This window comes from Exiguobacterium sp. TDN 0502, from assembly GCF_050846835.1.
Classification (GTDB): domain Bacteria; phylum Bacillota; class Bacilli; order Exiguobacteriales; family Exiguobacteriaceae; genus Exiguobacterium_A.
This window is the reverse complement of the sequence record NZ_JBOZGJ010000012.1, coordinates 44,199-71,153: the sequence shown is the minus strand read 5'-3', so window position 1 is coordinate 71,153 and position 26,955 is coordinate 44,199. Positions and strand designations below refer to the sequence as shown.

20 protein-coding genes, 1 tRNA gene and 1 pseudogene are annotated in these 26,955 nt (G+C 47.6%); 20 read left to right on the top strand and 2 right to left on the bottom strand.

What is annotated here, in order from left to right; all coding sequences use genetic code 11:
* Positions 1-41 precede the first annotated feature (41 nt).
* Positions 42-719 carry an amino acid ABC transporter permease gene (locus ACRPK8_RS12540; protein WP_432238515.1) on the bottom strand — a complete coding sequence of 226 codons (678 nt, stop codon included), beginning with the start codon at positions 717-719 and terminating at the stop codon, positions 42-44.
* 2 nt (positions 720-721) lie between these two features.
* Positions 722-1,564, bottom strand: coding sequence for a transporter substrate-binding domain-containing protein (locus ACRPK8_RS12535; RefSeq protein ID WP_432238514.1), 843 nt, complete (start codon positions 1,562-1,564; stop codon positions 722-724).
* 295 nt (positions 1,565-1,859) lie between these two features.
* On the opposite strand from ACRPK8_RS12535, the gene gltB reads away from it, so the two are divergent.
* From gltB to ACRPK8_RS12435, 20 genes and pseudogenes are all read left to right on the top strand, one after another.
* A complete protein-coding gene (gene gltB, locus ACRPK8_RS12530; protein WP_432238513.1) occupies positions 1,860-6,332 on the top strand; it encodes a glutamate synthase large subunit in 4,473 nt (1,490 codons plus the stop codon).
* Positions 6,329-7,795 (top strand): glutamate synthase subunit beta, encoded by a 1,467-nt coding sequence (locus tag ACRPK8_RS12525; protein ID WP_432238512.1) that lies wholly within the window; start codon positions 6,329-6,331, stop codon positions 7,793-7,795. Before gltB ends, ACRPK8_RS12525 begins: the two co-directional genes overlap by 4 nt.
* A 561-nt stretch (positions 7,796-8,356) precedes the next feature.
* The gene (locus ACRPK8_RS12520; RefSeq protein WP_432238511.1) at positions 8,357-8,650 is read left to right on the top strand and encodes a hypothetical protein; all 294 of its coding nucleotides are present in this window, start codon (positions 8,357-8,359) and stop codon (positions 8,648-8,650) included.
* The gene (locus ACRPK8_RS12515) at positions 8,643-10,655 is read left to right on the top strand and encodes a BglG family transcription antiterminator (RefSeq protein WP_432238510.1); all 2,013 of its coding nucleotides are present in this window, start codon (positions 8,643-8,645) and stop codon (positions 10,653-10,655) included. The genes ACRPK8_RS12520 and ACRPK8_RS12515 overlap by 8 nt, the downstream gene beginning before the upstream one ends.
* Before the next feature lie 192 nt (positions 10,656-10,847).
* Entirely contained in the window at positions 10,848-12,278 is a 1,431-nt protein-coding gene (locus tag ACRPK8_RS12510; protein ID WP_432238509.1) for a PTS mannitol transporter subunit IICB, read from the top strand.
* Positions 12,279-12,308: 30 nt separating this feature from the next.
* Positions 12,309-12,746 (top strand): PTS sugar transporter subunit IIA, encoded by a 438-nt coding sequence (locus tag ACRPK8_RS12505; RefSeq protein WP_432238508.1) that lies wholly within the window; start codon positions 12,309-12,311, stop codon positions 12,744-12,746.
* A gap of 2 nt (positions 12,747-12,748) precedes the next feature.
* On the top strand, positions 12,749-13,891 hold the full coding sequence (locus ACRPK8_RS12500; protein ID WP_432238507.1) for a mannitol-1-phosphate 5-dehydrogenase: 1,143 nt from the start codon (positions 12,749-12,751) through the stop codon (positions 13,889-13,891).
* A 238-nt stretch (positions 13,892-14,129) separates the two neighbouring features.
* Positions 14,130-14,927 (top strand): hypothetical protein, encoded by a 798-nt coding sequence (locus ACRPK8_RS12495; RefSeq protein WP_432238506.1) that lies wholly within the window; start codon positions 14,130-14,132, stop codon positions 14,925-14,927.
* A 69-nt stretch (positions 14,928-14,996) separates the two neighbouring features.
* A complete protein-coding gene (locus ACRPK8_RS12490) occupies positions 14,997-15,521 on the top strand; it encodes a TraR/DksA C4-type zinc finger protein (RefSeq protein ID WP_432238505.1) in 525 nt (174 codons plus the stop codon).
* A 315-nt stretch (positions 15,522-15,836) separates the two neighbouring features.
* Positions 15,837-17,357 carry an aldehyde dehydrogenase gene (gene adh / locus ACRPK8_RS12485; RefSeq protein ID WP_432238504.1) on the top strand — a complete coding sequence of 507 codons (1,521 nt, stop codon included), beginning with the start codon at positions 15,837-15,839 and terminating at the stop codon, positions 17,355-17,357.
* Between the two features lie 22 nt (positions 17,358-17,379).
* Positions 17,380-17,742: a DUF779 domain-containing protein gene (locus ACRPK8_RS12480; protein ID WP_023468555.1), complete on the top strand. Its 363-nt coding sequence runs from the start codon at positions 17,380-17,382 to the stop codon at positions 17,740-17,742.
* 190 nt (positions 17,743-17,932) lie between these two features.
* A complete protein-coding gene (locus ACRPK8_RS12475; RefSeq protein WP_432238503.1) occupies positions 17,933-18,943 on the top strand; it encodes a S66 family peptidase in 1,011 nt (336 codons plus the stop codon).
* A 15-nt stretch (positions 18,944-18,958) separates the two neighbouring features.
* A complete protein-coding gene (locus ACRPK8_RS12470) occupies positions 18,959-19,300 on the top strand; it encodes a hypothetical protein (protein WP_432238502.1) in 342 nt (113 codons plus the stop codon).
* An 18-nt stretch (positions 19,301-19,318) separates the two neighbouring features.
* Positions 19,319-20,251, top strand: a complete 933-nt coding sequence (locus ACRPK8_RS12465) for an alpha/beta hydrolase (RefSeq protein WP_432238501.1) — start codon at positions 19,319-19,321, stop codon at positions 20,249-20,251.
* 42 nt (positions 20,252-20,293) lie between these two features.
* Positions 20,294-20,377 (top strand) — tRNA-Leu (locus ACRPK8_RS12460).
* A gap of 200 nt (positions 20,378-20,577) precedes the next feature.
* On the top strand, positions 20,578-21,342 hold the full coding sequence (locus ACRPK8_RS12455) for a transporter substrate-binding domain-containing protein (RefSeq protein ID WP_432238500.1): 765 nt from the start codon (positions 20,578-20,580) through the stop codon (positions 21,340-21,342).
* 30 nt (positions 21,343-21,372) lie between these two features.
* Positions 21,373-22,017 (top strand): amino acid ABC transporter permease, encoded by a 645-nt coding sequence (locus ACRPK8_RS12450; RefSeq protein WP_432238499.1) that lies wholly within the window; start codon positions 21,373-21,375, stop codon positions 22,015-22,017.
* Positions 22,014-22,742 carry an amino acid ABC transporter ATP-binding protein gene (locus ACRPK8_RS12445; protein ID WP_432238498.1) on the top strand — a complete coding sequence of 243 codons (729 nt, stop codon included), beginning with the start codon at positions 22,014-22,016 and terminating at the stop codon, positions 22,740-22,742. The genes ACRPK8_RS12450 and ACRPK8_RS12445 overlap by 4 nt, the downstream gene beginning before the upstream one ends.
* A gap of 472 nt (positions 22,743-23,214) precedes the next feature.
* A pseudogene (locus ACRPK8_RS12440) lies at positions 23,215-23,795 on the top strand (transposase); the annotation flags it as partial.
* A 290-nt stretch (positions 23,796-24,085) separates the two neighbouring features.
* A complete protein-coding gene (locus ACRPK8_RS12435) occupies positions 24,086-26,926 on the top strand; it encodes a 2-oxoglutarate dehydrogenase E1 component (RefSeq protein WP_432238497.1) in 2,841 nt (946 codons plus the stop codon).
* Positions 26,927-26,955 lie beyond the last annotated feature (29 nt).

The window sequence follows — 26,955 nt, the reverse complement described above, 5'->3', positions numbered from 1 at the left end:
CGATGGACCTTCGTTCCATCGCCTCTTTGAGGTGTTCTGTATTAAAGATAGCGGGCAAAGCGACGTTCCAGCATTTCCTGGACGACCGCAATACAAGAGCAGATTCCCCAGTAAATGAACGCGACGACGAAATACACGGTCATGTAATCGAATTCTCGTCCACCGACGATTTTCGCCTTTTGGAAAATCTCAGGTACCGTGATCATGGCAGCAAGTGAAGAGGCTTTGACAAGATCAAGTAAAACGTTTGAAAGCGGTGGGATCGCAATCCGGATCGCCTGAGGTAAAACAATTCCGACGAATGTCCGGTACTTGGATAACCCAAGAGAGGCAGCTGCTTCTTCTTGACCGTGATCAATCGATAGCAGGGAAGAACGAATGATTTCTGCCATGTATGCGGCACTGTTGAGACTAAATCCAGTGATGGCAGCAGTCAGAGCATCGAGTTGAATATTGATGACGGGCAGCCCGAAATACAACATGAAGAGTAAGACGAGAATAGGTACACCACGCATGAACGAAATATACGCACTCGCTCCAAAGCGTAACCATCGAAGATGCGACAGACGACAGAGCGCTAACAGTAATCCGAGTCCCAGTCCGATCGCCATACTGAGTAAGGAAATCCATAGTGTTTGACCGAGACCGCTCAAAATATACGGAAACGAGTCAATGGCTAATTCCGGATTGAAAACGGAACGCCAGTCAATGGAAGTCATCGTTAATTCACGTCAACGATCGTCGTTTTGACGTCAGGCATTTGGGATACATCTTTACCTGCATAGAATTTTTCAGAGATATCTTTTAAGGACCCGTCCTTCTTCATCTCGTCAAGCTGTTCATTGATATTGGATTGCAGTTCTTTATTATCTAAGTCCATGATTAACCCGACCTGACTGGGATTGTAGGCAATATCAGGATGAATCGTAATGTCAAAATCCTTAAAGAAATCGACAGCTAACGTCTGAAGATAATAATCATTCAAGATGACGTCTGTTCGACCGTTCGAAACGTCGCGCAAGTACTGATCATTCGTTGCATTGTCATATGTGACTTCTTTTGCTCCATACTTTTTAGCGATTTGCATATACGTCGTGGTTGCCTCACCGGCAGCTTTTTTGCCTTTCAAGTCCTCGAGTGACTGGATGCCGGATAAATCACTTTTCCGGACGATGGCTGTTCCGTACGTGTATTTATACGGTTTAGAAAAAGCGAATTTTTCCTTTCGATCATCAGTGATTGTGATATCATTCGCCGCGAGGTCGACTTGACCAGTGTTGACACTCGTCAGCATACCATCAAACGACATTTCCTTGAATTTCACCTTCAAGTCCAGGCGTTTTGCGACTTCTTTCACGACTTCCACATCAAAACCGGTTAAATCGTTGCTTTTTTCGTCATGGTAAGACGTCGGGTATAATGTACCGGCCGTTGCGACGACGAGGGTGCCTTCTTTTTGAATCTTGTCATATGCGGTTGCTTTATCTTCCTGCTGACCACACGCACTTAAAAGGATTGAACTACCTGCAATCAAGAGTCCCGTCCATTGGATGGTTTTTTTCATCTGTATGATTCCTCTCTCTGTTTCATGATCATGAAACGTGTATTCCCATTAAAAATACCACGGAATCCTATCTTCGGGCAAAACAATACGCATTCGAAAGATAGAATTCCATATAAAAAAATAATGAATGAATATCCATCTTTATGTAAGCGCTATCACTATTGATAAATGGTAATCCTTAGGTAATGCATGATTAAAATCCTAAATTATGCACACTGGCGAATAAACATAAAAGAGTGTAAAGTATAATTTAACTGAATAAACAGAAAATTTAGAGAGCAAGGAGAGTGCTACGATGACATTTCATCAATACCCTGAACAGCAGGGATTATACGACCCTCGTATGGAACATGATGCGTGCGGGATCGGGGTTTACGCACATCAAACTGGACGAGCGAGTCATGAAATCGTTGAAAAGGCATTGGCCATGCTTTGTCAGATGGAACACCGTGGGGGGCAGGGGAGTGACGCAAAGACGGGAGATGGTGCCGGGATCTTAACGCAATTGCCAGATCGACTGTTTCGAGAATCGGTGCGTCATATCTCGTTTCCAAAGAAAGGCGACTATGGTGTCTTCATGATGTTCCTTCCACGGGAAGAACGAGAACGGCAACGATTGGAACGCTCGCTTGAATCCATTATTTTGACAGAAGGTCAAACCGTTCTCGGCTGGCGAACGGTACCCGTTCAAACCGTCGTCCTAGGGGAAGTGGCGCGAAAGTCTGAACCGGTCATTCGTCAATGTTTCATCGGGGCACAGGCGATTGAAGGATTAACGTTCGAGCGAACACTTTTCTTGATCCGACGGGCGTTTGAACGGACGGCTGAACAACTCGGGCTTGAGCAATACGTCCTGAGTAGTTCGAGTGAGACGATTGTATATAAGGGACTAGTGACGACGGATCAATTAGAAGCCTATTTTGATGATTTACGTGACGAGCGGTATCAGTCCGGTTTCGGTATCGTACACTCGCGTTTTAGTACCAATACGTTCCCGAGCTGGAAGCGTGCACATCCGAATCGTTATTTGATTCACAACGGTGAAATCAACACGTTGCAAGGAAATATCCGGGCGATGCGTGGACGAGAGCGTCGATTGGCCGAGACGACATATGGCAATCGGGCGGAGGAAGTTCTTCCGATTCTCGATGAGACAGGAAGCGATTCTTCGATGCTTGATAATGCTTTTGAATTTCTGCATCTCTCTGGCTTATCGCTTGCTGAGACGGCGCTGATGCTTGTCCCTGAACCTTTCGAACATGCAGAAATACGACCGGCAAAACGCGCATATTACGAATACCATAGTAGCATGATGGAACCGTGGGATGGTCCTTCTGCCATCGTCTTTACGAACGGGAAACAGATTGGGGCGACACTTGATCGAAACGGCTTACGCCCTGCTCGATATGTCTTATTGCGTGACGGACATTTCATGCTATCTTCTGAGGCAGGTGTCCTCCCCTTGAAGGAGGAAGACATTTTATTCAAGAAACGGCTTGTTCCTGGAGAACTGCTCTTACTCGACTTTGCATCCGGTCAGTTAATCGCAGACGAAGAAATCAAACGGGAACTGGCGACACGTCATCCGTATGCTGAGTGGTTGGCGCAAGAAGTCATCTTGCTTGCGCGGAATGATTTCAAGGAGAGGCTTCCGGATCTCGGAACGAAACAGCGTCATTTTGGCTATACGCGAGAAGACATCGATCAGTATTTGATTCCATTAGTCGAAGAACAAAAAGATCCGCTCGGTGCGATGGGAACGGATATACCATTAGCGGTCCTGAGTGAGCGACCACAATCGCTGTTTCGATACTTCAAGCAATTGTTCGCCCAGGTCACGAATCCTCCGATCGATGCGCTACGGGAAGACATCGTGACTTCGACGATGACATGGCTCGGTCGTCAAGGGGAGCTGTTAACGCCGAACCGACTGAACTGTCGCCGGGTTCGTCTCGAATCGCCTGTTTTAAGACCCGATGAGGCACATGCCTTAAAACAGAGCGGGCTGAAACAAAAAACGCTCTCGACGACGTTTACGGATTCACTCGAAGAAGCACTCGATACATTAATAGAAGAAGCTGTCACTGCCGCCCAAAATGGATACGAATTATTGATATTGTCTGACCGACTCGTTCGACCGGGGAATTTACCGATGCCGATTCTACTGGCAGTCAGCGCGATTCATCATGAGCTGATCCGGAGCGGGTTGAGAACGAACCTTAGCCTGATCGTAGAAGGTGGCGAGGTTCGTGAAGTGCACCATGTCGCAACGCTCATTGGATACGGTGCGGATGCGATTTATCCTTACCTCGCGTATCTGACCCTCGAAGAAGCAATCGGAGACCGTTTCAGTGATATCGAACAGCGCTATCAAAAAGCTGTCACGGAAGGTGTCGTCAAGGTCATGTCGAAGATGGGGATTTCGACCGTCTTTAGTTATCGTGGGGCACAAATTTTCGAGGCAATCGGTATTGATCGGGCAGTCATCGAGCGTCACTTTACCGGTACCGTCTCTCAAGTCAGTGGCATGACGATCGCTTTGATTGAGGAAGAAGTCCGACGTGCACAACAGGTTGCAGACGAGCGCATCCATTTGGAATCCGGAAGTGTTTTCCGTTATCGCCAAGCAGGTGAGCACCACGCCTTTAATCCAGCGACGATCCATCTTTTACAACATGCTTGTCGGACGAACGATTTTGCTCTTTATCAAAAGTACGCGCAGCGAATTCAAGAGGAGCCGGCGACTGTCCTGCGTCACATGTTGACATTCAAGGAAACAACAGCGATTCCGATAGAGGAAGTTGAACCGGTCAGTGAAATCGTTAAGTATTTTAAGACGGGTGCGATGTCATACGGCTCTTTATCCAAAGAAGCTCATGAGACACTTGCGATTGCGATGAATCGATTAGGTGGAAAAAGCAACAGTGGCGAAGGCGGTGAGGAAGAGGAACGGTATGAACGCGATGAAAATGGGGATTTCCGGATGAGCCGGATCAAACAAATTGCTTCAGGTCGATTCGGAGTGACGAGTCATTATCTTGTTCATGCTGATGAACTTCAAATCAAAGTGGCCCAAGGTGCAAAACCGGGAGAGGGAGGTCAATTACCTGGCGAAAAAGTTTATCCTTGGATTGCACGTGTACGTGCTTCTACGCCAGGGGTAGGGTTGATATCACCACCTCCGCACCATGATATCTATTCCATTGAAGACTTGGCCCAATTGATCCATGACTTAAAACGTGCCAATGATCAAGCTCGAATCAGTGTCAAGTTAGTCGCGAAAGGTGGTGTTGGAACGATTGCTGCCGGGGTTGCGAAAGGTCTTGCCGATGTCATCGTCATCAGTGGGCATGACGGAGGAACCGGTGCTTCACCGAAAACGAGTATCCAACATGCCGGTCTTCCGTGGGAACTGGGTCTTGCAGAAACCCATCAGACGTTAACGTTAAACGGTCTACGCGAACGCGTCATACTGGAGACAGATGGGAAGCTATTGACTGGTCGGGATGTCATCATCGCGGCGATGCTTGGAGCAAATGAGTACGGGTTTGCCACTGCTCCGCTCATCGCAGTCGGATGCATCATGATGCGTGCCTGTCATCTCGATACATGTCCTGTTGGGATTGCGACACAAGACCCAGCGCTACGTAAGAAATTTACTGGATCAGCGGACGACGTCGTTCACTTCATGACATTCATTGCCGAGGAGGTCCGGGGTTATTTAGCCAAGCTCGGTATTCGACGTTTGACGGATCTTGTCGGACGGACGGATCTTTTACAACCGTCCGAGCGGCAAGCGACTCACTGGAAAGCGAAAAGTCTTGATTTCTCGCGTCTGCTCGTACATGTCTCACACGGACCGGCAGAACAACAACAGCATCATGTCGACCGTTCCTTCGATGCCCGTGAAGTTGCTACTTATTTAGAAGCAGCAGACTTTACGCATCCACAGACGATTCGGTTAGCCGTTCAAAATACGGATCGAGCAATCGGCACACAAACGGGTGCGATGCTGACGCGGCGATTTGGAGCACTTGGTCTTCCGACGGATCGTTTGAAGCTTGAATTACAAGGATCCGCCGGACAAAGTCTAGGTGCCTATCTTCCTCGTGGCATGACGATTGATGTGACGGGTGAAGCGAATGATTATGTCGGAAAAGGATTATCTGGGGGCATCATAGCGGTACATCCTTCGCGTTCGATTCCGTTCGTCTCGTCCGAACAATCCATCATCGGCAACGTAGCCCTTTATGGAGCAACAAGCGGAGAATTATATGTCAACGGGCAGGCAGGAGAACGATTTGCTGTTCGAAATAGTGGCGCCGTCGCAGTCGTCGAAGGCATCGGGAATCATGGGCTTGAGTATATGACGGGCGGTACGGTCGTCGTGCTCGGTGATGTCGGAAAAAACTTTGCCGCCGGCATGTCTGGGGGTGTGGCATACGTGTTACCGCGACAGAAAGAGCAGTTCTTACAGCGGGTCAATCGCGAACTTGTCTCAACAGGACCCGTCACACATGTCGAAGAGATGGCGCGTCTCAAGACGTTCGTAGAGCGTCATGTCGCACGGACCGGCAGCGAACAGGGCGATGCGATCCTTGCGAACTGGGATCACGTCATTCACTCATTCATCCGTGTCATCCCGGCGACGTATGAGAAAGTCACGACATTGATGGCGGATTTCGCAAAACAGGGGCACAACACCGAGGAAGCAATGTTGCTTGCGTTCGAGACGCATCTCGGTCGGAGAACAGGAGGGGTAAGATGAAACGACGCGATCAATTCATGACAGTCAGTCGCTCGGGTGGTACAGAGCGACATCCAAGCGAGCGAGTCGGCGACTTTAACGAGTACAAGACTGCTTTGACCGAAGCGGAGGCGAGTCAACAGGCCAGTCGTTGTATGGACTGCGGCACACCATTTTGCCATGTAGGAGAAGTATTTGATCAGGTGAAAATCGGTTGCCCGGTCTATAACCTGATTCCGGAATGGAACATACTCGTTGAAGAGGGGCGTTTTCAGGAAGCACTCGACCGACTGCTTGAGACGAATAACTTTCCGGAATTCACCGGCAGAGTATGTCCGGCTCCATGCGAAGGCTCGTGTACTTTATCGATTCACGAACCGGCAGTTGCGATCAAGGACATCGAACGGACGATCATTGATATCGGTTTTGAAAAAGGGTGGGTCGTACCTCGGATTCCCACGGTCCGCTCGACGCATGCAATTGCCATCGTCGGTTCAGGTCCGGCGGGTCTTGCGGCTGCAGATCAGCTCAATCAAGCCGGACATCGTGTCACGGTCTTTGAGCGGGAAGACCGGATTGGCGGACTGCTGACATACGGCATACCAGCGATGAAACTCGATAAGGAAGTTGTTCAGAGACGAGTTGATTTGCTGGAAGCAGAAGGGATTAGCTTCCGGACGAATACAACGATCGGCTCCGATATCACGCTAGAAGCACTGGAAGCGGAATATGATGCAGTCATCTTATGTGTCGGGGCAACGGAACCACGCAAGCTGATCGATGCCCCTACGCATGGTGTCGGTTATGCGATGGATTATTTGACGGGCGTTACGCGGCATTTGCTCACGCAAGCAGCTCTGCCTGCTGTGTACGATGCCAAGGATAAAGATATCTTAGTCATCGGTGGAGGGGATACAGGGGCGGACTGTGTAGCGACTGCTTTACGGCAACGGTGCCGCTCCGTCGTCCAGTTCGGGAAACATGAACAACCCGGTACGACACGAGCTACTGGGAATATGTGGCCGGACACACCGGTGCTGTACTCGGTCGACTATGGTTATGCAGAGGCTTTTCAACAATTTGGGCGTGATCCACGTGAATACTTGATTGCGATCAAACGCTTCACGACGAGCGAATCCGGGCAAGTTACGGGCGTTTGGACGATTCAGACGTCGAAATCAAAGAACGAAGCCGGACAGGTGACCTTCGAAGAAATTCGAGGCAGTGATCGTTACTTCCCGGTCGATCAAGTCTGGATCGCAATCGGATTCAGCGGTGTCGAAGAAGAGGTGTTACAACGCTTAGCCGTTCCATCTGAACGCGGAAAAATCAAGACGACGCGTTATGCGACCGATCGCGACGGTGTATTTGCTGCAGGGGACGCAAGACGCGGACAGTCTTTGATCGTCTGGGCGATTCGCGAAGGACGGGAAGTCGCGGAAGCTGTCGGTCAGTATTTGCAAACGATGCGGCGCACAGGCTGAAGACATTCGTGTAAGCCGACGAGAGGACAAACAAAAAGAGTGACTTCCACTGATGGCGGAAGTCACTCTCAGACTGAAGACAAAGCGCAATTTTTCTCTTAACGAGAAAGATTGCGTTTTTTGTTCATCTCGAATCGTTTTCCTGGGACAAGCATCGCGCCGCTTCACTTCGTTGCAGGGTCGCTCCTGCTTGTTTTTCCCTAGGAAGCGATTTCGAGTGAACAAAACGCTTCTCTCCTCTTTCTTCCGGGTATAAAAAAAGTAGAAACGAAGAAGGAGGAGGACTTCCTATGATGGGTAAGAGAAATCACCATCATCGATCAGAACATGTCACCATCACATTGGACCAACTGGTCCCACAGGACCACCTTGTCCGCAAACTCAGAGTGACTTCCGCTGCTTACGGAAGTCACTCTTTTTGTCTATATCATTCAACACAGTCAGCTTTTTTGAAGTTGTCTTGTTTGTCTGACATGTTCCAAAAAAGTATTAATCGGATTCCTATTTAAAAAGAAGAGAACATCTCTGCTATTCTTATAGAATAAGAGGGAGGAATGACAGATGGCTTCAACGATCATCTATTTCGTATGTGAGAGTGGAATGGCGACGAGTGCGATGGGGGCTACCTTGTTAAGAAAACGATTACATGGTTCTGGAATCGATGCGATCGTAAAAACATGCCGCATCAGCGACTTGCCTGATCAAGCTGAATGGATCGTTGGCGCAACAAGTCTGATCAACCGTTACATGGAGAAGAAATATGAGTACGTTCACTCCATAGATCGCCTACTTGATCCGACTGCATATGATGACATCCTCAAGTCCTTGCAAAAAAGGAGGGGAATCGATGACTGAATTCACACCACGCGAACACGACATCCTGTTTTTTTTGTTGACGCGTAAAGAGCCTGTTCAGATACAGGAAATTGCAGAGACTTTAGAGACTTCCGAACGAACGATTCAGCGGGAACGGGATCGTCTCGCCCAGTCCTTAGAAGACTATGGTTTGGAACTGATGTATACACGTGGCAAAGGATTGTCCATTGAAGGGACGGACGAAGCAAAACACGAGTTACAGGAGCAATTGCTGCTATCGCACAAACAAATCCCGACTGCGGAAGATCGTCAAGTTGAACTGGCCTATCGGTTATTACAAGAAAACGGCATGGTCAAGTTACAAGCAATCGCGCATGCCATGTATGTTGCACCAAGTACGGTCAGTCAGGATTTGGAACGGATTGATGACTGGTTTCTCCAATATGAGCTGGAAATTAAACGTAAAAAGGGAATCGGCGCCGAAGTCGTCGGAGAAGAGATCAACAAGCGCCGTTTATTGATTTCCTTGATCTTTACACAATGGGATGTTCTGGCATTCTATCGGTTACTGCAGGGAGATGGGGAACAGTTGCCGCACCTGTTACGAATTCATCGCCTGTCGTGGCTCGAAATGATCAATCAAGCATACGCGATCATGGCTCCATTAACGAAAGACGGTCGTTTGACAGACCGGCAAATCATGCGGGGGACACTAAGTCTTGCTTTACAAGCACTTCGAATGAATGAGTTTCCGATGCGGTATGAATTAAAAGCGTATCCAGTTGAAATCCTTGACTGGGTAGCACGGGTCGAGACACGATTGCCGTATGCGTTATCGATTGCGGAACGGCAATGGCTGTCAGAGGAGTTGCGTGCCTATTTTCAATCCGATGCAGGCGATACCGAGGAACTCGTCACACGTTTGCGTGTCAAGCGGCTCATTGAACACGTGTCGTTAGTATATGGAACGAATTTCACGAAAGATTCAGCCTTGGAGCGGGGACTCGTCTCACATATCCAGTCGTACACGCGTCAAAATACGGTCAATCCTTCCTATGTCATTAAACAGATTGAACGCGAATACCCTCAATTGTTTGGTGCGGTGAAACAAGCAGCACTGTCCGTATTTACTGATGCGACGTTCGAGGATGTTGACTTGGCATTTTGGGTCATGCATTTTGGAGCCGTTCTCAGTAAACCGGCATCAAAACTACCGTACCGTGTTCTTGTCGTCTGTTCTGCTGGTCTTGGTTCATCCAAGTTATTGATGAACCGTTTACGGCAAGAGTTTTCAGAGCTTGAGCATATCGATAATTCATCCTTATTCGGAATCGAACGGGTAGCTGTCGATTCCTATGACTTTGTCCTGTCGACTGTGCCATTGCCAGATATCCATCCGCCGCATCTCCTCGTCAATCCCTTGTTACCGCAAGATGAGGTCGAACGGATTCGAAAATTGATCCTTGCGTTACCGAAATCATTTCAACCGGCACCCCGCAAGGAAAAAACAGAATGGCTTGATCTCGATCAACTCCAGCGACTCGTCTCTTCCGCTTTACACATTTCAAATGACTTTAAGGTTGAGCCACTTGAACGAAACGATGATGGGATTGAAGCATTACTACTTGAAATCAGCTCGCGAATGGTCGATCAAGGCATCGCACGGTCAGCCATCGCACTGTCGACCCAGTTATTGCGCCGTCACGAAATGTCGGGACTCGGGATACCGGGAACACGCCTTGCTTTATTTCATGGACGGGATGCGACGATTCAAAAAGGCGGATTCTTGATCTTTGAGTTGTCCGAACCGATTGAATTATTAGGGATGGATCAACAGCAACAGCGTGTCGAACGTCTGCTTGTCCTCGTTGCACCGGAAGAAACATCGAACGAATTGTTGGAACTGCTCAGTTCGATCAGCGCAGCCATCATCGATAGTCCAGAACAGATGGATCAATTCGAATTCGGTCGAGAAGAAACGATACGTCTAGTATTGAACCAAACATTTCGTGCTGTCATTGAACGACAGCTCGGACAAACATGACGCGATCCTTGCCATCGGACTACTTTGATGGACAAGGATTTTTTAATATGCCAAGCTACTTTCCACTCTGTCCAACTTCTTGGACAAAGCTTGAACTAGGAATGATTGAGTAAGCGCTTGCAGACGTCTTACAATAAGGTCATAGCAAAGCAATCATCTAATTATTCAATACATGAAATGGAGGCTAACGCAATGGCAACAGCTCAAAATGGAGCACGGGGCATTCGTGTCCAAGTCCAACGGTTCGGAAGTTTTCTAAGTGGCATGGTCATGCCGAACATCGGTGCGTTCATCGCATGGGGAATCATCACGGCACTCTTCATCCCGACCGGATGGGCGCCGAATAAAGAACTCGGAGAACTGGTTGGTCCGACGATCACCTATCTCTTACCTTTACTGATCGGATATACAGGTGGGAAATTGATGCATGATGTCCGGGGTGGCGTCGTCGGTACCCTCGCGACGATGGGGGTCATCGTCGGGACGGAAATTCCGATGTTCCTCGGTGCGATGATCATGGGACCGCTTGGCGGATATGTCATCAAAAAGTTCGACCAAGTGATCGAAGGCAAAATCAAACCTGGTTTAGAGATGCTCGTCAACAACTTCTCGGTCGGCATCATCGGTGGTCTTTTAATGCTTGGTGGATTCAAAGTATTCGGTCCACTCATGACAGGTCTTGATGACATCATGGCAGCAGCAGTTGGGGCGATCGTCAGTGCACATCTCTTGCCGCTTGCGAGTTTGTTCATCGAACCAGCGAAGATCTTATTCTTGAACAATGCGATCAACCACGGAATTCTCAGTCCATTAGGTCTTGATCAAGTGAACGAAGCTGGAAAATCCGTCTTGTTCTTACTCGAAGCGAACCCGGGTCCAGGTCTTGGATTACTACTCGCGTATTCATTCTTTGGTTCTGGCGCAGCGAAAAAAACAGCACCTGGCGCAGCGTTCATTCAATTCATCGGTGGGATTCATGAAATCTACTTCCCGTATGTGTTGATGAAACCAGTCTTGTTGCTTGCGATGATCGCGGGTGGTATGAGCGGGATCCTCACATTCGTTCTCTTTGATGTCGGATTGGTCGCACCAGCTTCACCAGGGAGTATCATCGCCGTTCTTGCCATGGCATCCCGCGGTTCGTACGTCGGTTTGATCGCCGGTGTACTTGTCTCGGCATCCGTAACATTTGTTGTCTCGACCGTTCTACTCAAAACAAGTAAAGCAAAAGAAACGTCTCTTGAAGAAGCAAGTGCGAATGTCAGTGCGATGAAAGGAAAACAATCGATCGCCTCTTCACTCGTCTCGGCTGAAACAAAACCACTTGCTGAAGTCGAACACATCATCTTTGCCTGTGATGCAGGTATGGGTTCAAGTGCAATGGGGGCATCCGTCCTTCGAAATAAAATCAACAAGGCGGGGTTGCCGATCAAAGTAACGAACACATCCATCAGTCAGTTACCAGAGAATGCCGAGTTGATCATTACGCACCGTGACTTGACGGAACGGGCTATGGAACAGGTTCCAAATGCAGAACATCGTTCCGTCGATAATTTCTTGAACGCCGGTTATTACGATCAATTGGTTCATGAAATTGAAACGGCTCGAAATAAAATTTCCTAAACACAGAGAGATATTCAAGGAGGACTAACTATGACAACGACAATGCATCTGACACCGGAACTCGTTTTACTCAATCAACAATTTGAAAACGAAACGGCAGCCATCGCGGCTGCCGGAAAGTTACTCGTCGATCAAGGATATGTTGAAGCTGGATATATCGACTCGATGCAAGAACGTCACGCTTTATCGACGGTCTATATCGGAAATCACGTCGCTATCCCGCATGGTACCGAAGCGGCGAAGTCGCAAGTCAAGAAAACAGGATTATCGATTCTGCAAGTACCTCAAGGTGTAGCATTCGGTTCGGAGCAAGCACGTCTCGTCATCGGAATTGCTGGTGTAGGGGATGAACACTTGGAACTCCTGTCGAACATCGCGGTCATCTGTTCCGATGAGGAGAACGTGGAGCGCATCGTCGCAGCGACAACGAAGGAAGAAATCATTTCCTTATTGACTGCGGAGGTGTAAGCATGAAAGCCGTTCATTTTGGTGCAGGAAATATCGGTCGTGGGTTCATCGGATTACAACTCGTCAAGACAGGATATGAGGTCTGCTTCGTCGACGTCAATACGACAGTCGTCGAGGCATTGAAGACCCGGAATTCCTATGACGTCGGATATGCTTCAGAACAAGCAGGACGAGAGACTGTAGAAGGTGTAACGGCACTGAACAGTCTGTCTGAACCAGAACAGGTCATCGCAGCGATTCGCAAGGCGGATGTGATTACGACGGCGGTCGGACCAACACTGTTAGCGAAGATTGCGCCCTTGATTGCGGAAGGATTGCAACAGCGCGAGCAAAACACACCAGTGTATATCATCGCCTGCGAAAATATGATTGGTGGCTCGAAACATCTAGAGCAAGAGGTTGCTCGATATCAATCCATTCAAGAGGACTGGTATTTCCCGAATGCAGCGGTCGACCGGATCGTCCCGCTTCAGCATCATGAGGATCCACTCTATGTCGAGGTCGAAGAATTTTTCGAATGGGTTGTCGAGACAAAAGACCTACCCGAGTCACATCCCCACATCAACGGAGTGACATATGTCGAGGACATCGAACCGTTCATTGAACGGAAATTGTTCACGGTCAATACCGGTCATGCCATCGCTTCATACTTGGGTGCCTTGTTTGAGAAGGAAACGATAGCTGAGAGTTTGCAAGATCCACGGATTCGTCGTGGTGTTCAGACGGCTCTTTATGAAACAGGTTGGTTGCTGCTTGAAAAATACGGATTTAATCCGGTTGACCATAGCGCCTATATTCAAAAAAACATGAAACGATTTGAAAATCCTCGTATCCATGATGAGATCGTTCGGGTAGCACGCTCACCGATTCGAAAATTGAGCCCGAGCGACCGTCTCGTCAAGCCTGCGAAGGAATTGATGGAGCGGGGGATTGAAGCAGATGGTTTAGCCCGAGGAATTGCAGCGGCCCTCACCTACTTCGATCCAAATGATTCAGAATCTTCAGAATTGCATGCGTATATTTCGAAGCATGGAATTGAAGATACTTTGCATACGTATCTGAAGTTATCCGCAAAGGATGCATTAGGTTCGCGCATAATCGAGCATTACGAAGCAATGCAAAATCCAGTCAACTCGATTGCCTGACTAACGATACTTTTGATGGTGTCTTTCGTGATAAGCGGAAGACACTTTTTTGTTGTTTGTAACATAGCTTTTAAAGAAAATAAATCGATTTTAAAAAATCTATTATCACAATTTGATTACAATTTGTATATTAAATATGGAATATTCGGAAACGAATATTTCGTATTGAAAATAAATTGTACGCTATAGAAACGGAACCTCTTTATTCCGATTTTTCAGGTAAGAGAAGGTGAATGATATGTTGAATTACAAAGTAAATGTATATAGATTAAACGGAGCTCGACCAAAAACGTCGAAAGGAGCGAGCCCGAAACACCTGATTTATTCAAGTCAGTTCTTATCGCGTACGCCGGTTCATTTATTGCATCAACTCATTTTGAACCGGTTGCTGGTCGAACAGGAAAAGAATCCCGGTTTGACGTATACGATTGAAGTCAACACGGTTCTCGATCAATTTGTGGTTGACGTTCGGGTCTTCTCGACAGACCAAGTCAGTATCCAAGTCGAGCGGGACCTAATCGAAATCATTGAGCAAGAGGAAGTCCGACATATTCCAGCGCTTGAGATTGGAAAACCAGATTTCGCCGAGTTCGCACATCTCGTTTTAAAAGTAAAAGACTCGGGTTCTCGTCTGTCTCAAGAAGATACACAACGGATCTTTAACGAATCTGGCGTCCGAGGTCGTATTATTTTGCACAAGGAACGAATTGACAGCCACGAACCGTCGCATTCGATTCAATTACTGATCGGCGGTGCTGAGAAATGTCTGTACAGCTTGTCACAGTATCAACTGGATCCGCTTTTTCGTAAACATGGGTTGGCAATCCAATCACTGAACCTGTTGCCGTTTGACTTATTCTTGATCCGTGACAAAGTCGCCATGCTGTCTTCTGCAGATGCGTCCCGCCTTTGGATTGATGATATCTCGACATCCAAAAATGGTCGGTCCCATCAAATCTGCTTTAACGACGGGAACGAATGCATGACGGTCGTCTGTGATTTACATGGTTCGATTCGTTCTTACAAATGCTCGTAAGGGTTTAACTCTTTGCTGATTAGGATACATTCTTTACAGAGGTTCTAATCGAGAAGGAGTCGATCAATCATGTTATCGAAACAACAAACCGAAGAGTTTAAACAGCGTCTGCTAAAAGAAAAAGAACAAACGACAACAAACATCGAACAACGGGAAACGGATTACGATGAAGGTGAATTGTCGAGTTATGATAATCATCCAGCAGATTCTGGGGATGAACTATTCCTTAGAGAACGCGATCAGGCGATCACAGACATGCAGGAAGATATGTTATCGGATGTAGACCGTGCACTCCAAGCAATTGAAAACGGAACGTATGGTGTTTGTGAAGTGTGCGGAAAAGATATTGAAATCGAACGGCTCGACATCATACCGGAGACATTACTCTGTGCAGAACATGCGCAGGAGGAATCGGAACAGCAGGAAAATGATCCGAATGCGCGCCCGAGTGAGGAGGATGTCCTCGACCCTTCCGTGACAGCACGTGGAAAAGACATCGATGGTGATACGGATGGGTTCTCAAAAGTCAGCGACTTCGGAAGTTCGGATACGCCTTCCGACCAAGAAGACGGTATTGATCCGACTCGTACATGATGAAAACAGCTCCTAAGGGATAGAGACGTTGAACGGATGACAAAATGCAAGTTTTCTCTTATTAGGGAAACTTGCATTTTTTATTCGTCATGAATCATGTTCCTTAAGAAGCAATTGCGAGTATATACGAGACGCCTCGTTTGTTTTAAATCGTGCTAGGAAAAAAATGAAACAAATTAAACGGAATTTTTTGACTTTTCATATAATTTTGATACGATGGTATCGAGAGGGCTGTTTTAGCCTATTTTAAAATGTAAGCGCATACAAGCAACCGTCTCACTGCTTGACCATTTTAGTTGAGGGAGGAAATAACGTATGATTTATGACATTCCGAACAAGCAAGGGTCAAAAGTACAGTACAAGGAACGGTATGAAAATTACATCAATGGAAAGTGGACTGCGCCGGTCGGGGGAGAATATTTTGATAATGTAACACCTGTCACCGGTAAAGTATTATGCCAAGTCGCTCGTTCAGGTAAGGAAGACATCGAACTCGCTCTTGACGCAGCACATGCGGCAAAAGAGGCATGGGGGAAAACGTCTGTAACGGAACGCTCCAACATTTTAAATAAAATCGCAAATCGGATGGAAGAAAACCTCGAGATGCTCGCTTATGCGGAAACGCTTGAGAACGGAAAAGCGGTCCGGGAGACACTCAATGCGGATTTACCGCTTGCGATCGATCACTTCCGTTATTTTGCCGGCGTCATCCGTGCCCAAGAAGGTTCGGTCGGTGAACTCGATCAAGACACGGTCGCGTATCACTTCCACGAACCGCTCGGTGTCGTCGGTCAAATCATTCCGTGGAACTTCCCACTCCTGATGGCGGTCTGGAAACTGGCGCCAGCGCTCGCAGCAGGGAACTGTGTCGTCTTGAAACCAGCAGAACAAACACCAGCGAGTATCATGGTCCTGATGGAACTTGTGGAGGATCTATTACCGCCTGGTGTCGTCAATATCGTCAACGGCTTCGGTCTTGAGGCAGGAAAACCACTCGCCTCAAGCAAACGGATTGCAAAGATCGCCTTTACGGGTGAGACGACGACAGGACGCTTGATCATGCAGTATGCTTCGCAAAACTTGATTCCGGTCACACTCGAACTTGGCGGGAAATCGCCGAACATCTTCTTTGAGGACATCATGCAGGCAGACGACGCCTTCTTCGATAAAGCAATCGAAGGATTATTGATGTTTGCGCTGAATCAAGGAGAAGTCTGCACATGTCCGTCACGTGCGTTGATTCAAGAATCGATTTACGAGCCGTTCATGGAACGGGTTCTTGAGCGCGTCAAAGCCATCAAGGTCGGTAACCCGCTTGATGCCGACGTCATGATGGGAGCGCAAGCTTCGAACGAACAGATGGAGAAAATTCTTTCGTATCTCGAAATCGGTAAGTCCGAAGGTGCAGAATGTCTCGTCGGCGGAGAACGCAACATGCTCGAAGGAGATCTTGCAGAAGGTTATTATATCCAACCAACGATCTTCAAAGGTCACAATAAAATGCGAATCTTCCAAGAGGAAATTTTCGGACCGGTCCTATCGGTCACGACATTCAAGACGGAAGAGGAAGCGCTCGAAATCGCGAACGACACCCTGTACGGTCTTGGAGCAGGAGTCTGGACACGCGATATGAACCGAGCGTATCGTTTTGGTCGGGCAATCGAAGCAGGGCGCGTCTGGACGAACTGTTATCACCAATACCCAGCCCACGCAGCGTTTGGCGGATACAAAATGTCCGGTATCGGTCGAGAAAACCATAAGATGATGCTGAATCATTATCAACGGACGAAAAACCTGCTCGTAAGCTACAACCCGAATAAACTCGGTTTCTTCTAAGTCAGAAAGGACGTGGATGCAAATGGTGGAACGCGTTCAGGCGACGGCAGCGTGTCTTGAATTAATTGATCAGTTGAGAGAAAAACATGGACCGTTGATGTTTCATCAATCCGGCGGCTGCTGTGATGGGAGTTCTCCGATGTGTTTTGCCCAAGGCGATCTTTTTTTAGGCGATCAGGATAAAAAACTCGGAGAAATCGGCGGTTGTCCATTTTATATTCATGAAGACCAATATGAATACTGGAAACATACGCAACTCATCATCGATGTCGTCGATGGGCGTGGTGGGATGTTTTCCTTAGAAGGCGTCGAAGGAAAACGTTTTTTGACACGGTCCCGTGCGTTCACGCAAGAGGAATATGCAGAGCTGTCAGCGTCAAGCTGATCAATGACTAAAAAAACACGATTTCGTCAATGCGGCATGGTATCTCATGACGCTAGTACGCAATCGTGTTTTTTGTTCGTATCGCAACGGATTAACGGGATAAAAGTTGGTAATGTGATACAAGAACGGTATAATGAACACATATTTTGACGAGAAGAAACGTAAATCATACGACTTTAAGGAGGTCACCATGAAATATCCATTTTTAGGTTGGACGGGTCAAACGATCGGAGTGACGGCGCCCTCCTCCGGACTACGCGAACAGCAACAGGAATGGGTCGAACGAGCAGTTGAACAGGTACAAGCACGACAAATGAACGTTCGTTCAGGAGAAACGATTTGGTCGCATCAACACGCTGAAAGTGTACCGGCTAAACAACGTGCTGAAGAATTGAATCGTATGATGACCGACGAGACGATTGATGCCGTCATACCGCCATTCGGTGGCGAACGTGCGATTGATCTTTTACCTGAGTTGACACCAGCTGCTTATCAAACGAAGTGGCTGCTTGGCTATTCGGATATTAGTACGTTATTGCTCAGTCTGACGCTTCAGACAGGAATCGCGACAGCACACGGTCCGAATTTCGTAGAACTCCGAAGTAAAGTATGGGATGAGACGACAAGTGCGTGGCGACGGGTGCTCGCAACGGCACCAGGTGGAACCGTTACGCAATGGGCTTCCGATCGGTATCAAACAGAATGGACAGACGAAGAACGTTTAGACGGTTCTTTATTTCAGTTGACGGAACCAACGGAATGGAAGGCTCTTGATGAGCGCACAGAAGTGACAGGACGCTTACTGGGTGGTTGTCTAGAGACGATTCGTCATTTAATCGGAACGCCTTATGGGGATGTAGTTCGCTTCCAGCGAGACGAAGTAAACGGGGAACCGATTCTCTGGTACTTTGAGGTGTCAGAAGCGAGTTCTGCAGAGGTACACCGCACATTAAGACAAATGGCATACGCTGGTTGGTTCAATCATGCCTCTGGTTTTTTATTCGGTCGAACATCTGCGCGGATTACCGAAGACCTGACATGGCTAGATATATATCAAAATTTAGCAGAGGAAACGGGTTTACCGGTCTTATATGATCTCGATATCGGACATCAACCACCGCAATTAACCTTAGTCAATGGGGCGACAGGTACAGTACGCATTCAAGGAAAAGATTCACGCATTGATATTACGTTTAATTAAAAAGGAGAGCACGCAATGGCACGTCGTAAGTTTCAAGCACTAGGCGTTTATAAACGGGTCCATATTAATCCGGAGACACGGCGAATGACGTTACCGGAACCTTTTTACGATGCACTACGATTAGAAGATGAGTTGTTGATCGCACAAGTCGGAGATGTTCTTGTCATGCGACGTCCCGGTGAGGTCGTCGAGACAGAGACCGAACTGTTGAATGAACTCGTGGAAGATGGATTTACGGGAACAGAGCTCGTACAAGAGTTTGCTTACCGGCGCCAACAACAGGAACAACGATTACGTCAACAAGTCTTGCAGGATGAAGAAGACGACCATGCTGCTCAACTGAAGATCGAGTTATAACGAAAAGGAGTGGGGCAGATGCGTCGCAGCACCAAAATTGGAATCGGAGTCATCGGATCTGGACTGATTGCAGCCAGCTATTATTTTTATGAGATGGCGATTGCAACCAACCCAAAACCGTTTTTGTCAAACAATCGTGATTTAAGTGATGAGATGGTGCGACTGATGCAACCGGGGCAAACCTGGATCAAAGAACAGCCATTAGAACGAATCGAGATTCAAGCAAAAGATGGATTGACGTTACGTGGTCATTTTCTTGCTTCACCGGTACCGTCGGATCGAGTCGTTATCCTTGTCCATGGGTATGGTGGTGTCGGGACGGACCTCGCTGGTTTCGCATACCTTTATCATCAAGCTGGATTCCATGTCATGATGCCGGACAACCGTGGTCACGGAATGAGTGAGGGTCACTATATTGGCTTTGGTTGGCATGATCGGGAAGATTGTTTAAGTTGGTCAAACTATCTCATTCAACGGATCGGTCAAGATGCCAATCTATTTCTGCATGGTGTCTCGATGGGAGGAGCGACGGTCTTGATGACGAGCGGGGAACAGTTGCCTCCTCAAATTAAAGGCATCATTTCGGATTGTGCCTATACATCGGTCAATGCAGTGCTGGCGTATCAAATGAAACGGATGTATCGTTTGCCTCACTTTCCGTTTTTAGGTATGACCAGTGTGTTGACGAAGCTAAAAGCAGGTTATACGTTCCGGGAAGCTTCAGCGCTCAAGCAGGTGAAGAAAGCAACCGTTCCAATCCTATTCATTCACGGTGGTGCGGATACGTTCGTCCCGACTGAAATGGTCTATGAGTTATACGCAGCATGTCCAACGAAAAAAGAACTCGTCGTCATTCCAAATGCCGCCCATGCGATGGCATATTTCGAGGATCCGGATGTATATGATGAAGTCGTCGAAAAATTCGTCCGCAACATCCTGCGAAATGATTGACAATCGAGTCTTTCATCCGCTATATTAATATCATAAATCCACGTCGTCGTGGCGGAATCGGTAGACGCGCTAGACTCAGAATCTAGTGGTGGCAACACCGTGGAGGTTCAAGTCCTCTCGACGGCATAACTGGTTGAAGTAGGCAATCCCATCAGGGGTTGCCTACTTTTTTTTACTGAATAGAAAACGATTACAACGAATAAAAATTCAGAAATATTTATTTTTTTAGAATTTTTCTGGTAAAATACGTTTTGAAGAGGGTACTCTTCAGGGAAAGTACTAAGTGGAGTCAACAATCTTTAACACATAGGAAAGGGGAAAAAACAATGAAAAAAGGAAGTATCTTATTAGCGCTCTTGATGAGCTGCGTACTCGTTCTCGGGGCATGTAGCATCGGGTCGAAAGAAGAGTCGACGGAGGGAAAAACGTACAAAGTAGGGATTGACGTCACGTATCCACCGTTCGAGTATAAAGACGGGGACACGTATAAAGGGATTGATATCGATTTGATGAAAGCGATCGCTAAAGATCAGGACTTCAAAATTCAGTTCGAAGCAATGGATTTCAGCGGCATCATCCCAGCTCTGCAGGCTAACCAGTTAGATGTCGCGATTGCCGGCATGAGTATCACACCAGAGCGTAAAAAAGTCGTCACGTTCTCCGATCCATATTTCAAAGCTGGTCTTATTTTAGTCGTCAAGGAAGATGAGAATGGTATCAAGTCAGTCGATGATTTAAAAGGGAAAAAAGTAGCCGTCAAAAAAGGGACGACGGGTGCGAAGTATGCAACAGATAATGCAGATAAACTCGGATTCACGGTCACGCAGTTCAATGATAGCCCGGCTATGTTCCAAGAAGTGAAGAATGGTAACGCTGCTGCTTTGATTGAAGATTATCCTGTCATTTCCTATGCGAACAAACAACAGAATCTCGGATTAAAACTTGTAGGAGACCGTCTCAACGGGGACAACTACGGCATCGCTGTCTTAAAAGGTGAAAACGAAGAGTTGATGAAAAAAATCAACAAAGGACTTGCGAACCTAAAAGAAAATGGTGAATACGACAAAATCGTCGACACGTATCTAAAATAAGTCGCAAGGCGATAAAGGAGTGGGATACCAATGGAAGTGGTCAAAACCGCATTTCCATTTTTCTTGGAAGGGCTTCAAGTCACACTGTATATTTTTGTGATTGCCGTTGTCGTCGGCTTTCTGATTGGATTAGTCGTCGCGTTGATGCGGTTATCACCGCTAAAAATTCTGAACGGGATTGCCATCGTCTACATTGATGTCATTCGCGGAACACCGTTCATCGTTCAGTTATTCTTCATCTATTTCGGATTGAACTCGTTAGAATGGTTGTCGATGGACCGGATGTATGCAGGGATACTGACGGTCGCAATCAATGCCGGCGCTTACTTTGCTGAAATCATCCGTGCAGGTATTCAGTCGATTGATAAAGGACAGACCGAAGCGGCGCGTTCGCTCGGGATGACTGGTCGGCAAACGATGGTACAGATCATCTTGCCTCAAGCATTCCGGCGGATGCTTCCGACGATCACGAATCAATCAATCATCAGTCTAAAGGATACGTCGCTGTTGTCGATCATCGGAATTGCGGATTTGACGCAACAAGGTCAAGTTCAACAGGCAACGACGTTTGAACCATTCATCGTCTGGTCCGTCGTCGGTCTGATGTACTTCGTCATCATTTATCTGTTGTCATGGATTGCGAAGTTCTTGGAACGGAGGTTTACGTTACGATGAGTATGATTGAAGTGAAAAACTTAAAAAAATCGTTTGGTTCGAACGAAGTACTAAAGGATATCAACGTCTCGATTGCTGAAAAAGAGGTCGTTTGCGTCATCGGTCCTTCGGGTTCTGGGAAAAGCACATTCTTACGTTGCTTGAACCGCTTGGAAGAGATTACGGGTGGGACGGTCATTGTTGATAACCATGATATCACGGATAAAAAAGTCGATATCAATAAAGTACGAGAAGAAGTCGGGATGGTCTTTCAGCATTTCAATCTTTTTCCGCATAAAACCGTGCTCGAGAACGTGATGCTTGCTCCCGTGAAAGTCCGAAAGACGGACAAGGAGCAAGCGAAAAAACGAGCACTCGAACTTCTTGATAAAGTCGGGTTAGCTGAGAAGGCTGAGAATTACCCGGGAGAACTATCGGGTGGTCAAAAACAGCGGGTCGCGATTGCCCGTGCGCTGGCAATGAATCCTAAAATCATGCTGTTTGATGAACCGACATCTGCTCTTGACCCGGAAATGGTCGGCGATGTACTCGCCGTCATGAAACAATTGGCACTCGAGGGGATGACGATGGTCGTCGTGACGCATGAGATGGGCTTTGCTCGTGAAGTCGGGGACCGCGTCCTATTCATGGATGGTGGATATGTCGTCGAGGAAAATGTTCCGGAAGCATTGTTCGACTCACCTCAGCATGAGCGGACACAATCGTTCTTAAGTAAAGTATTATGACGAAACGGGGCTGACTCAAAAGTCAGTTTCTACAAAGATAAGGGTGGCAGAATGATGATCTGCCACCCTTATCTCGTAAAAAAGATGACGCATTACACGCCACTCCTACAGGAAAAGCGCATCTTTGCGCTGTCAGAGACAAACAAGACCCGCTTTCCTGCTTGAACGAAGCAGGAAAACTGGCTTGTGTCTCGCCTGAGGAAAGGGCGTGAAAAGACGCGTCATTCTTTTTTGAGTCACCCCGTTCAGACTGAAGACAAAGCGTAATTTTTCTCTTAACGAGAAAGATTGCGTTTTTTGTTCCTCTCGAATCGTTTTCCTGGGACAAGCATCGCGCCGCTTCACTTCGTTGCAGGGTCGCTCCTGCTTGTTTTCCCTAGGAAGCGATTTCGAGTGAACAAAATGCTTCTCTCCTCTTTCTTCCGGGTATAAAAAAGTAGAAACGAAGAAGAATAAAGAAGGAGGGCTTTCTATGATGGGTAAGAGAGATCACCATCATCGATCAGAACATGTCACCATCACGTTGGAACAACTGGTCCCGCAGGACCATCTTGTCCGCAAACTCGATGCAGTCATCGATGTCGACTTCATCTATCGTGCCGTCGAGAAATTGTATAGCGAAAATAACGGCAGACCAAGTATCGACCCGTCCTGTTAATCAAGATGGTACTTCTCCAATATGTATTCGGTATTCCTTCCATGCGACGTACCATCAAAGAGATCGAGACTAACGTGGCGTACCGTTGGTTCTTAGGTCTTGGGTTGGATGAGAAGGTACCCCATTTCTCTACGTTCGGGAAGAACTACGTCCGTCGCTTTCAGGGTACGGACGTCGTTGAAAGTATTTTTTATCGCGTCCTCAACCAAGGAATCGAAGCCGGGTTCGTGGACCCTTTGGTCCTCTTTATCGACTCCATCCACATCAAGGCGAACGCAAATAAACGGAAGTACAAGAAGAAGCTCGCTCGACGCGCTGCCCAGCAGTACAAAGACGAACTGGATCAAGAAGTCAACGAGGATCGGATCTTACATGGAAAAAGCCCTTCACCCCCAAGACGTCTGTGTTATATAAACTACATTTGAAGTGGTCATAAGAAAAACTTATACATTTAAGCGCAAGAATTTGGGAATTCGAAATGCACGCGTAGGAAAGAAGTAGTAATATAGTAACGAAGGCACTTTCATGGAAGATGGGCGCGATACTTCGCGCGTCATTCCTTCTCATGACGTTAGGCGCATCATAGACACCAGATCTTTTGAAAGCGCTAACAGGTAGAGGGCTGGAATGCACCTGTAGCATACAAGGTGCAAGGGGAGAAATATAGAAACGGGGGGAACCGTACATGGCAGGCCACGAACAAGATCAACAAGCATTTTATGGACCAAACCTTGGCTATATCATTGAATTGTACGAGCGTTTTTTAGAAGACAAGACATCCGTTGATGAAGAGACACGTGCTTACTTCGAAGAGCATGGTGCTCCTGTCACGGAATCTGTCGCACCGATGCAGGTCGACACAGGGGATTTCGAGAAATATCTTGCGGCGAATCGTTTAGCGGAACAAATTCGTGCAAAAGGACATCTTGCGGCGGATATCTATCCGCTGAAGGACCATCCGCGAGAAACTGGACTCTTCGAATTAAACCAATACGGTTTAACAGAAGATGATCTCCGGAAGATGCCGGTTTCACTCGTCTGTCCGGAACCCGTTTCGGGCGTTCAGGACGCTTATGAGGCAATCGAACATTTGAAAGCCCAGTATACGGGAGCAGCGGCCGTCGAATTTCAACATGTCGATGACTTAGAAGAAAAGAAATGGCTCCGTCAGAAAATCGAGCAAGGTGCTTTGACAGCGACGCTAGATGCTGAACAAAAGAAACAGTTGTTCAAACGCTTAGCTGAAACGGATCTCTTCGAAAAATACTTGCATAAAACATATGTCGGTCAAAAACGCTTTTCGATTGAAGGACTTGACGCGATGGTGCCATTGCTCGACACGATCGTCGGACACCTCATCTCGAACGGGTCGGAGACGATCAATATCGGAATGGCACACCGTGGACGATTGAACGTTTTGGCGCATGTACTCGGGAAGCCATATGAAATGATCTTTGCTGAGTTCCAACATGCACCGAACCACGACCTCGTACCATCTGAAGGCTCGATTGGGATTACGTACGGTTGGACGGGCGACGTGAAGTATCACCTCGGTTTGAACCGAAAACTCGAGCAAGAGACACGTAACGTGCGGATGACGCTTGCGAACAATCCGTCGCACCTTGAGTTCGTCGATCCAGTCGTCGAAGGCTTCACACGTGCTGCACAAGATGATCGCTCACAAAAAGGTGCACCACGCCAAGAGCAAGCGGCGGCTGCTGCAATCCTGATCCACGGTGATGCAGCGTTCCCAGGTCAAGGAATCGTGGCTGAAACATTAAATTTAGCGAATCTCAAAGGATATAACACCGGCGGAACGATTCACATCATCGCGAACAACACGATCGGCTTCACGACGGAGCCGACGGACTCCCGTTCGACGCGTTATTCGAGTGACCTGGCAAAAGGATATGAAATTCCTGTCTTCCACGTCAATGCCGATGAACCGGAAAGCTGTCTTGCGGTCGCGTTGCTCGCGAGCGAATACCGAGCGACGTTCAAGAAGGATGTCATGATCGATTTGATCGGATATCGTCGTTTTGGTCATAACGAGATGGATGAACCGATGAACACGAACCCGGTCTTATATGATTTGATTCACAAGCATGATCCAATTCGTGTTTTGTACGGGAAAACGCTTGTCGCGAACGGGGATGCGACGGCTGATGAAATTCAATCAATCGAGACATCGATCAATGATCAGATGAAAGCGGCTCGTGAAAAAGTTCCGAATGCAGAAAAAGAGTATGGTGGGGTCATGCCGGACGTCGTCTTTAAAGGCGTTCCGACCATCGAAACAGGCGTTGAAATCGAGACACTGACGTCCTATAACGAGGAATTATTGCAATGGCCGGACGGCTTCCAAGTGTTCCATAAACTTGAGAAGGTCCTGAAGCGCCGGACGGATGCGTTCTCGACGAAGAACGGAATTGACTGGGGACATGCCGAAACGTTGGCGTTCGCTTCGATCCTCTCAGATGGAACACCCATCCGCTTGAGCGGTCAAGATTCTGAACGGGGAACGTTCGCACAACGTAATATTAATCTGCATGATGTCAAGACGGGAGAAGGCTTCTCGCCACTCCATGCCTTATCGACAGCGAAGGCATCATTCTCTGTCTATAACAGTCCGTTATCAGAAGCGGGCGTACTCGGATTCGAGTATGGCTACAATGTCTTTGCACCAGAAACCCTCGTATTATGGGAAGCACAATACGGAGACTTCGCGAACTCGGGTCAAGTCATCTTCGACCAGTTCATCTCAGCTAGCCGCGCGAAATGGGGACAAACGTCAGGTCTCGTCATGTTGCTTCCGCATGGTTATGAGGGGCAAGGACCAGAACACTCGAGTGGTCGTTTAGAACGTTTCTTAACGTTATCGGGTGAGAAAAACTGGACGGTCGCGAACGTATCGAGCGCAGCACAATATTTCCACCTGTTACGCCGTCAAGCTGCGATTCTTGGAAAAGAAGAAGTCCGTCCGCTCGTCGTCATGACACCGAAGAGTCTCTTGCGTCATCCGCTTGCGACATCCGACGTATCTGAATTGACGGAAGGTAGTTTCCGTCGTGTCATCGAACAAGCAGGGCTCGGGGAGACACCAGAGCGAGTCAAGCGTCTTGTCTTCTGTTCAGGTAAGATGGCCATTGATTTAGCTGAAGCGGTATCGAAATCGGAAAACGATTTGGATTGGCTTCAAATCGTTCGGATAGAAGAGCTCTATCCTTTCCCGGCATCAGCTTTAAAAGAGGTCATCGCGCGTTACGAAGCAGTCGAAGAGATCGTTTGGGTTCAGGAAGAACCAAAAAATATGGGCGCCTGGTCATTCATGGAACCACGTCTTGAGACCGTCGCACCGAACGGCATCCAGACAGTCCGCTACATCGGTCGTCGTCGTCGTTCGAGTACAGCAGAAGGTGACCCGTCAGGTCATAAAGTAGAGCAGGCACGTATCATTAATGATGCACTCACAGCGACTACTTCTACTCCAACAGCACCATCACACGTATCAAATCACACATCATAACTTAAGATAGAATCGAGTCATAGGGGGAG

Bases quoted from the DNA above. Each gene is read 5' to 3' on its own strand.
- ACRPK8_RS12520 (WP_432238511.1), top strand. From the start codon at position 8,357: ATGGCTTCAACGATCATCTATTTCGTATGTGAGAGTGGAATGGCGACG.
- ACRPK8_RS12490 (WP_432238505.1), top strand. From the start codon at position 14,997: ATGTTATCGAAACAACAAACCGAAGAGTTTAAACAGCGTCTGCTAAAA.
- ACRPK8_RS12475 (WP_432238503.1), top strand. From the start codon at position 17,933: ATGAAATATCCATTTTTAGGTTGGACGGGTCAAACGATCGGAGTGACG.
- ACRPK8_RS12525 (WP_432238512.1), top strand. From the start codon at position 6,329: ATGAAACGACGCGATCAATTCATGACAGTCAGTCGCTCGGGTGGTACA.
- ACRPK8_RS12505 (WP_432238508.1), top strand. From the start codon at position 12,309: ATGACAACGACAATGCATCTGACACCGGAACTCGTTTTACTCAATCAA.
- ACRPK8_RS12515 (WP_432238510.1), top strand. From the start codon at position 8,643: ATGACTGAATTCACACCACGCGAACACGACATCCTGTTTTTTTTGTTG.
- ACRPK8_RS12540 (WP_432238515.1), bottom strand. From the start codon at position 719: ATGACTTCCATTGACTGGCGTTCCGTTTTCAATCCGGAATTAGCCATT.
- ACRPK8_RS12455 (WP_432238500.1), top strand. From the start codon at position 20,578: ATGAAAAAAGGAAGTATCTTATTAGCGCTCTTGATGAGCTGCGTACTC.
- ACRPK8_RS12495 (WP_432238506.1), top strand. From the start codon at position 14,130: ATGTTGAATTACAAAGTAAATGTATATAGATTAAACGGAGCTCGACCA.
- ACRPK8_RS12465 (WP_432238501.1), top strand. From the start codon at position 19,319: ATGCGTCGCAGCACCAAAATTGGAATCGGAGTCATCGGATCTGGACTG.
- ACRPK8_RS12510 (WP_432238509.1), top strand. From the start codon at position 10,848: ATGGCAACAGCTCAAAATGGAGCACGGGGCATTCGTGTCCAAGTCCAA.
- ACRPK8_RS12445 (WP_432238498.1), top strand. From the start codon at position 22,014: ATGAGTATGATTGAAGTGAAAAACTTAAAAAAATCGTTTGGTTCGAAC.
- ACRPK8_RS12480 (WP_023468555.1), top strand. From the start codon at position 17,380: ATGGTGGAACGCGTTCAGGCGACGGCAGCGTGTCTTGAATTAATTGAT.
- ACRPK8_RS12450 (WP_432238499.1), top strand. From the start codon at position 21,373: ATGGAAGTGGTCAAAACCGCATTTCCATTTTTCTTGGAAGGGCTTCAA.
- gltB (WP_432238513.1), top strand. From the start codon at position 1,860: ATGACATTTCATCAATACCCTGAACAGCAGGGATTATACGACCCTCGT.
- ACRPK8_RS12470 (WP_432238502.1), top strand. From the start codon at position 18,959: ATGGCACGTCGTAAGTTTCAAGCACTAGGCGTTTATAAACGGGTCCAT.
- ACRPK8_RS12500 (WP_432238507.1), top strand. From the start codon at position 12,749: ATGAAAGCCGTTCATTTTGGTGCAGGAAATATCGGTCGTGGGTTCATC.
- ACRPK8_RS12535 (WP_432238514.1), bottom strand. From the start codon at position 1,564: ATGAAAAAAACCATCCAATGGACGGGACTCTTGATTGCAGGTAGTTCA.
- adh (WP_432238504.1), top strand. From the start codon at position 15,837: ATGATTTATGACATTCCGAACAAGCAAGGGTCAAAAGTACAGTACAAG.
- ACRPK8_RS12435 (WP_432238497.1), top strand. From the start codon at position 24,086: ATGGCAGGCCACGAACAAGATCAACAAGCATTTTATGGACCAAACCTT.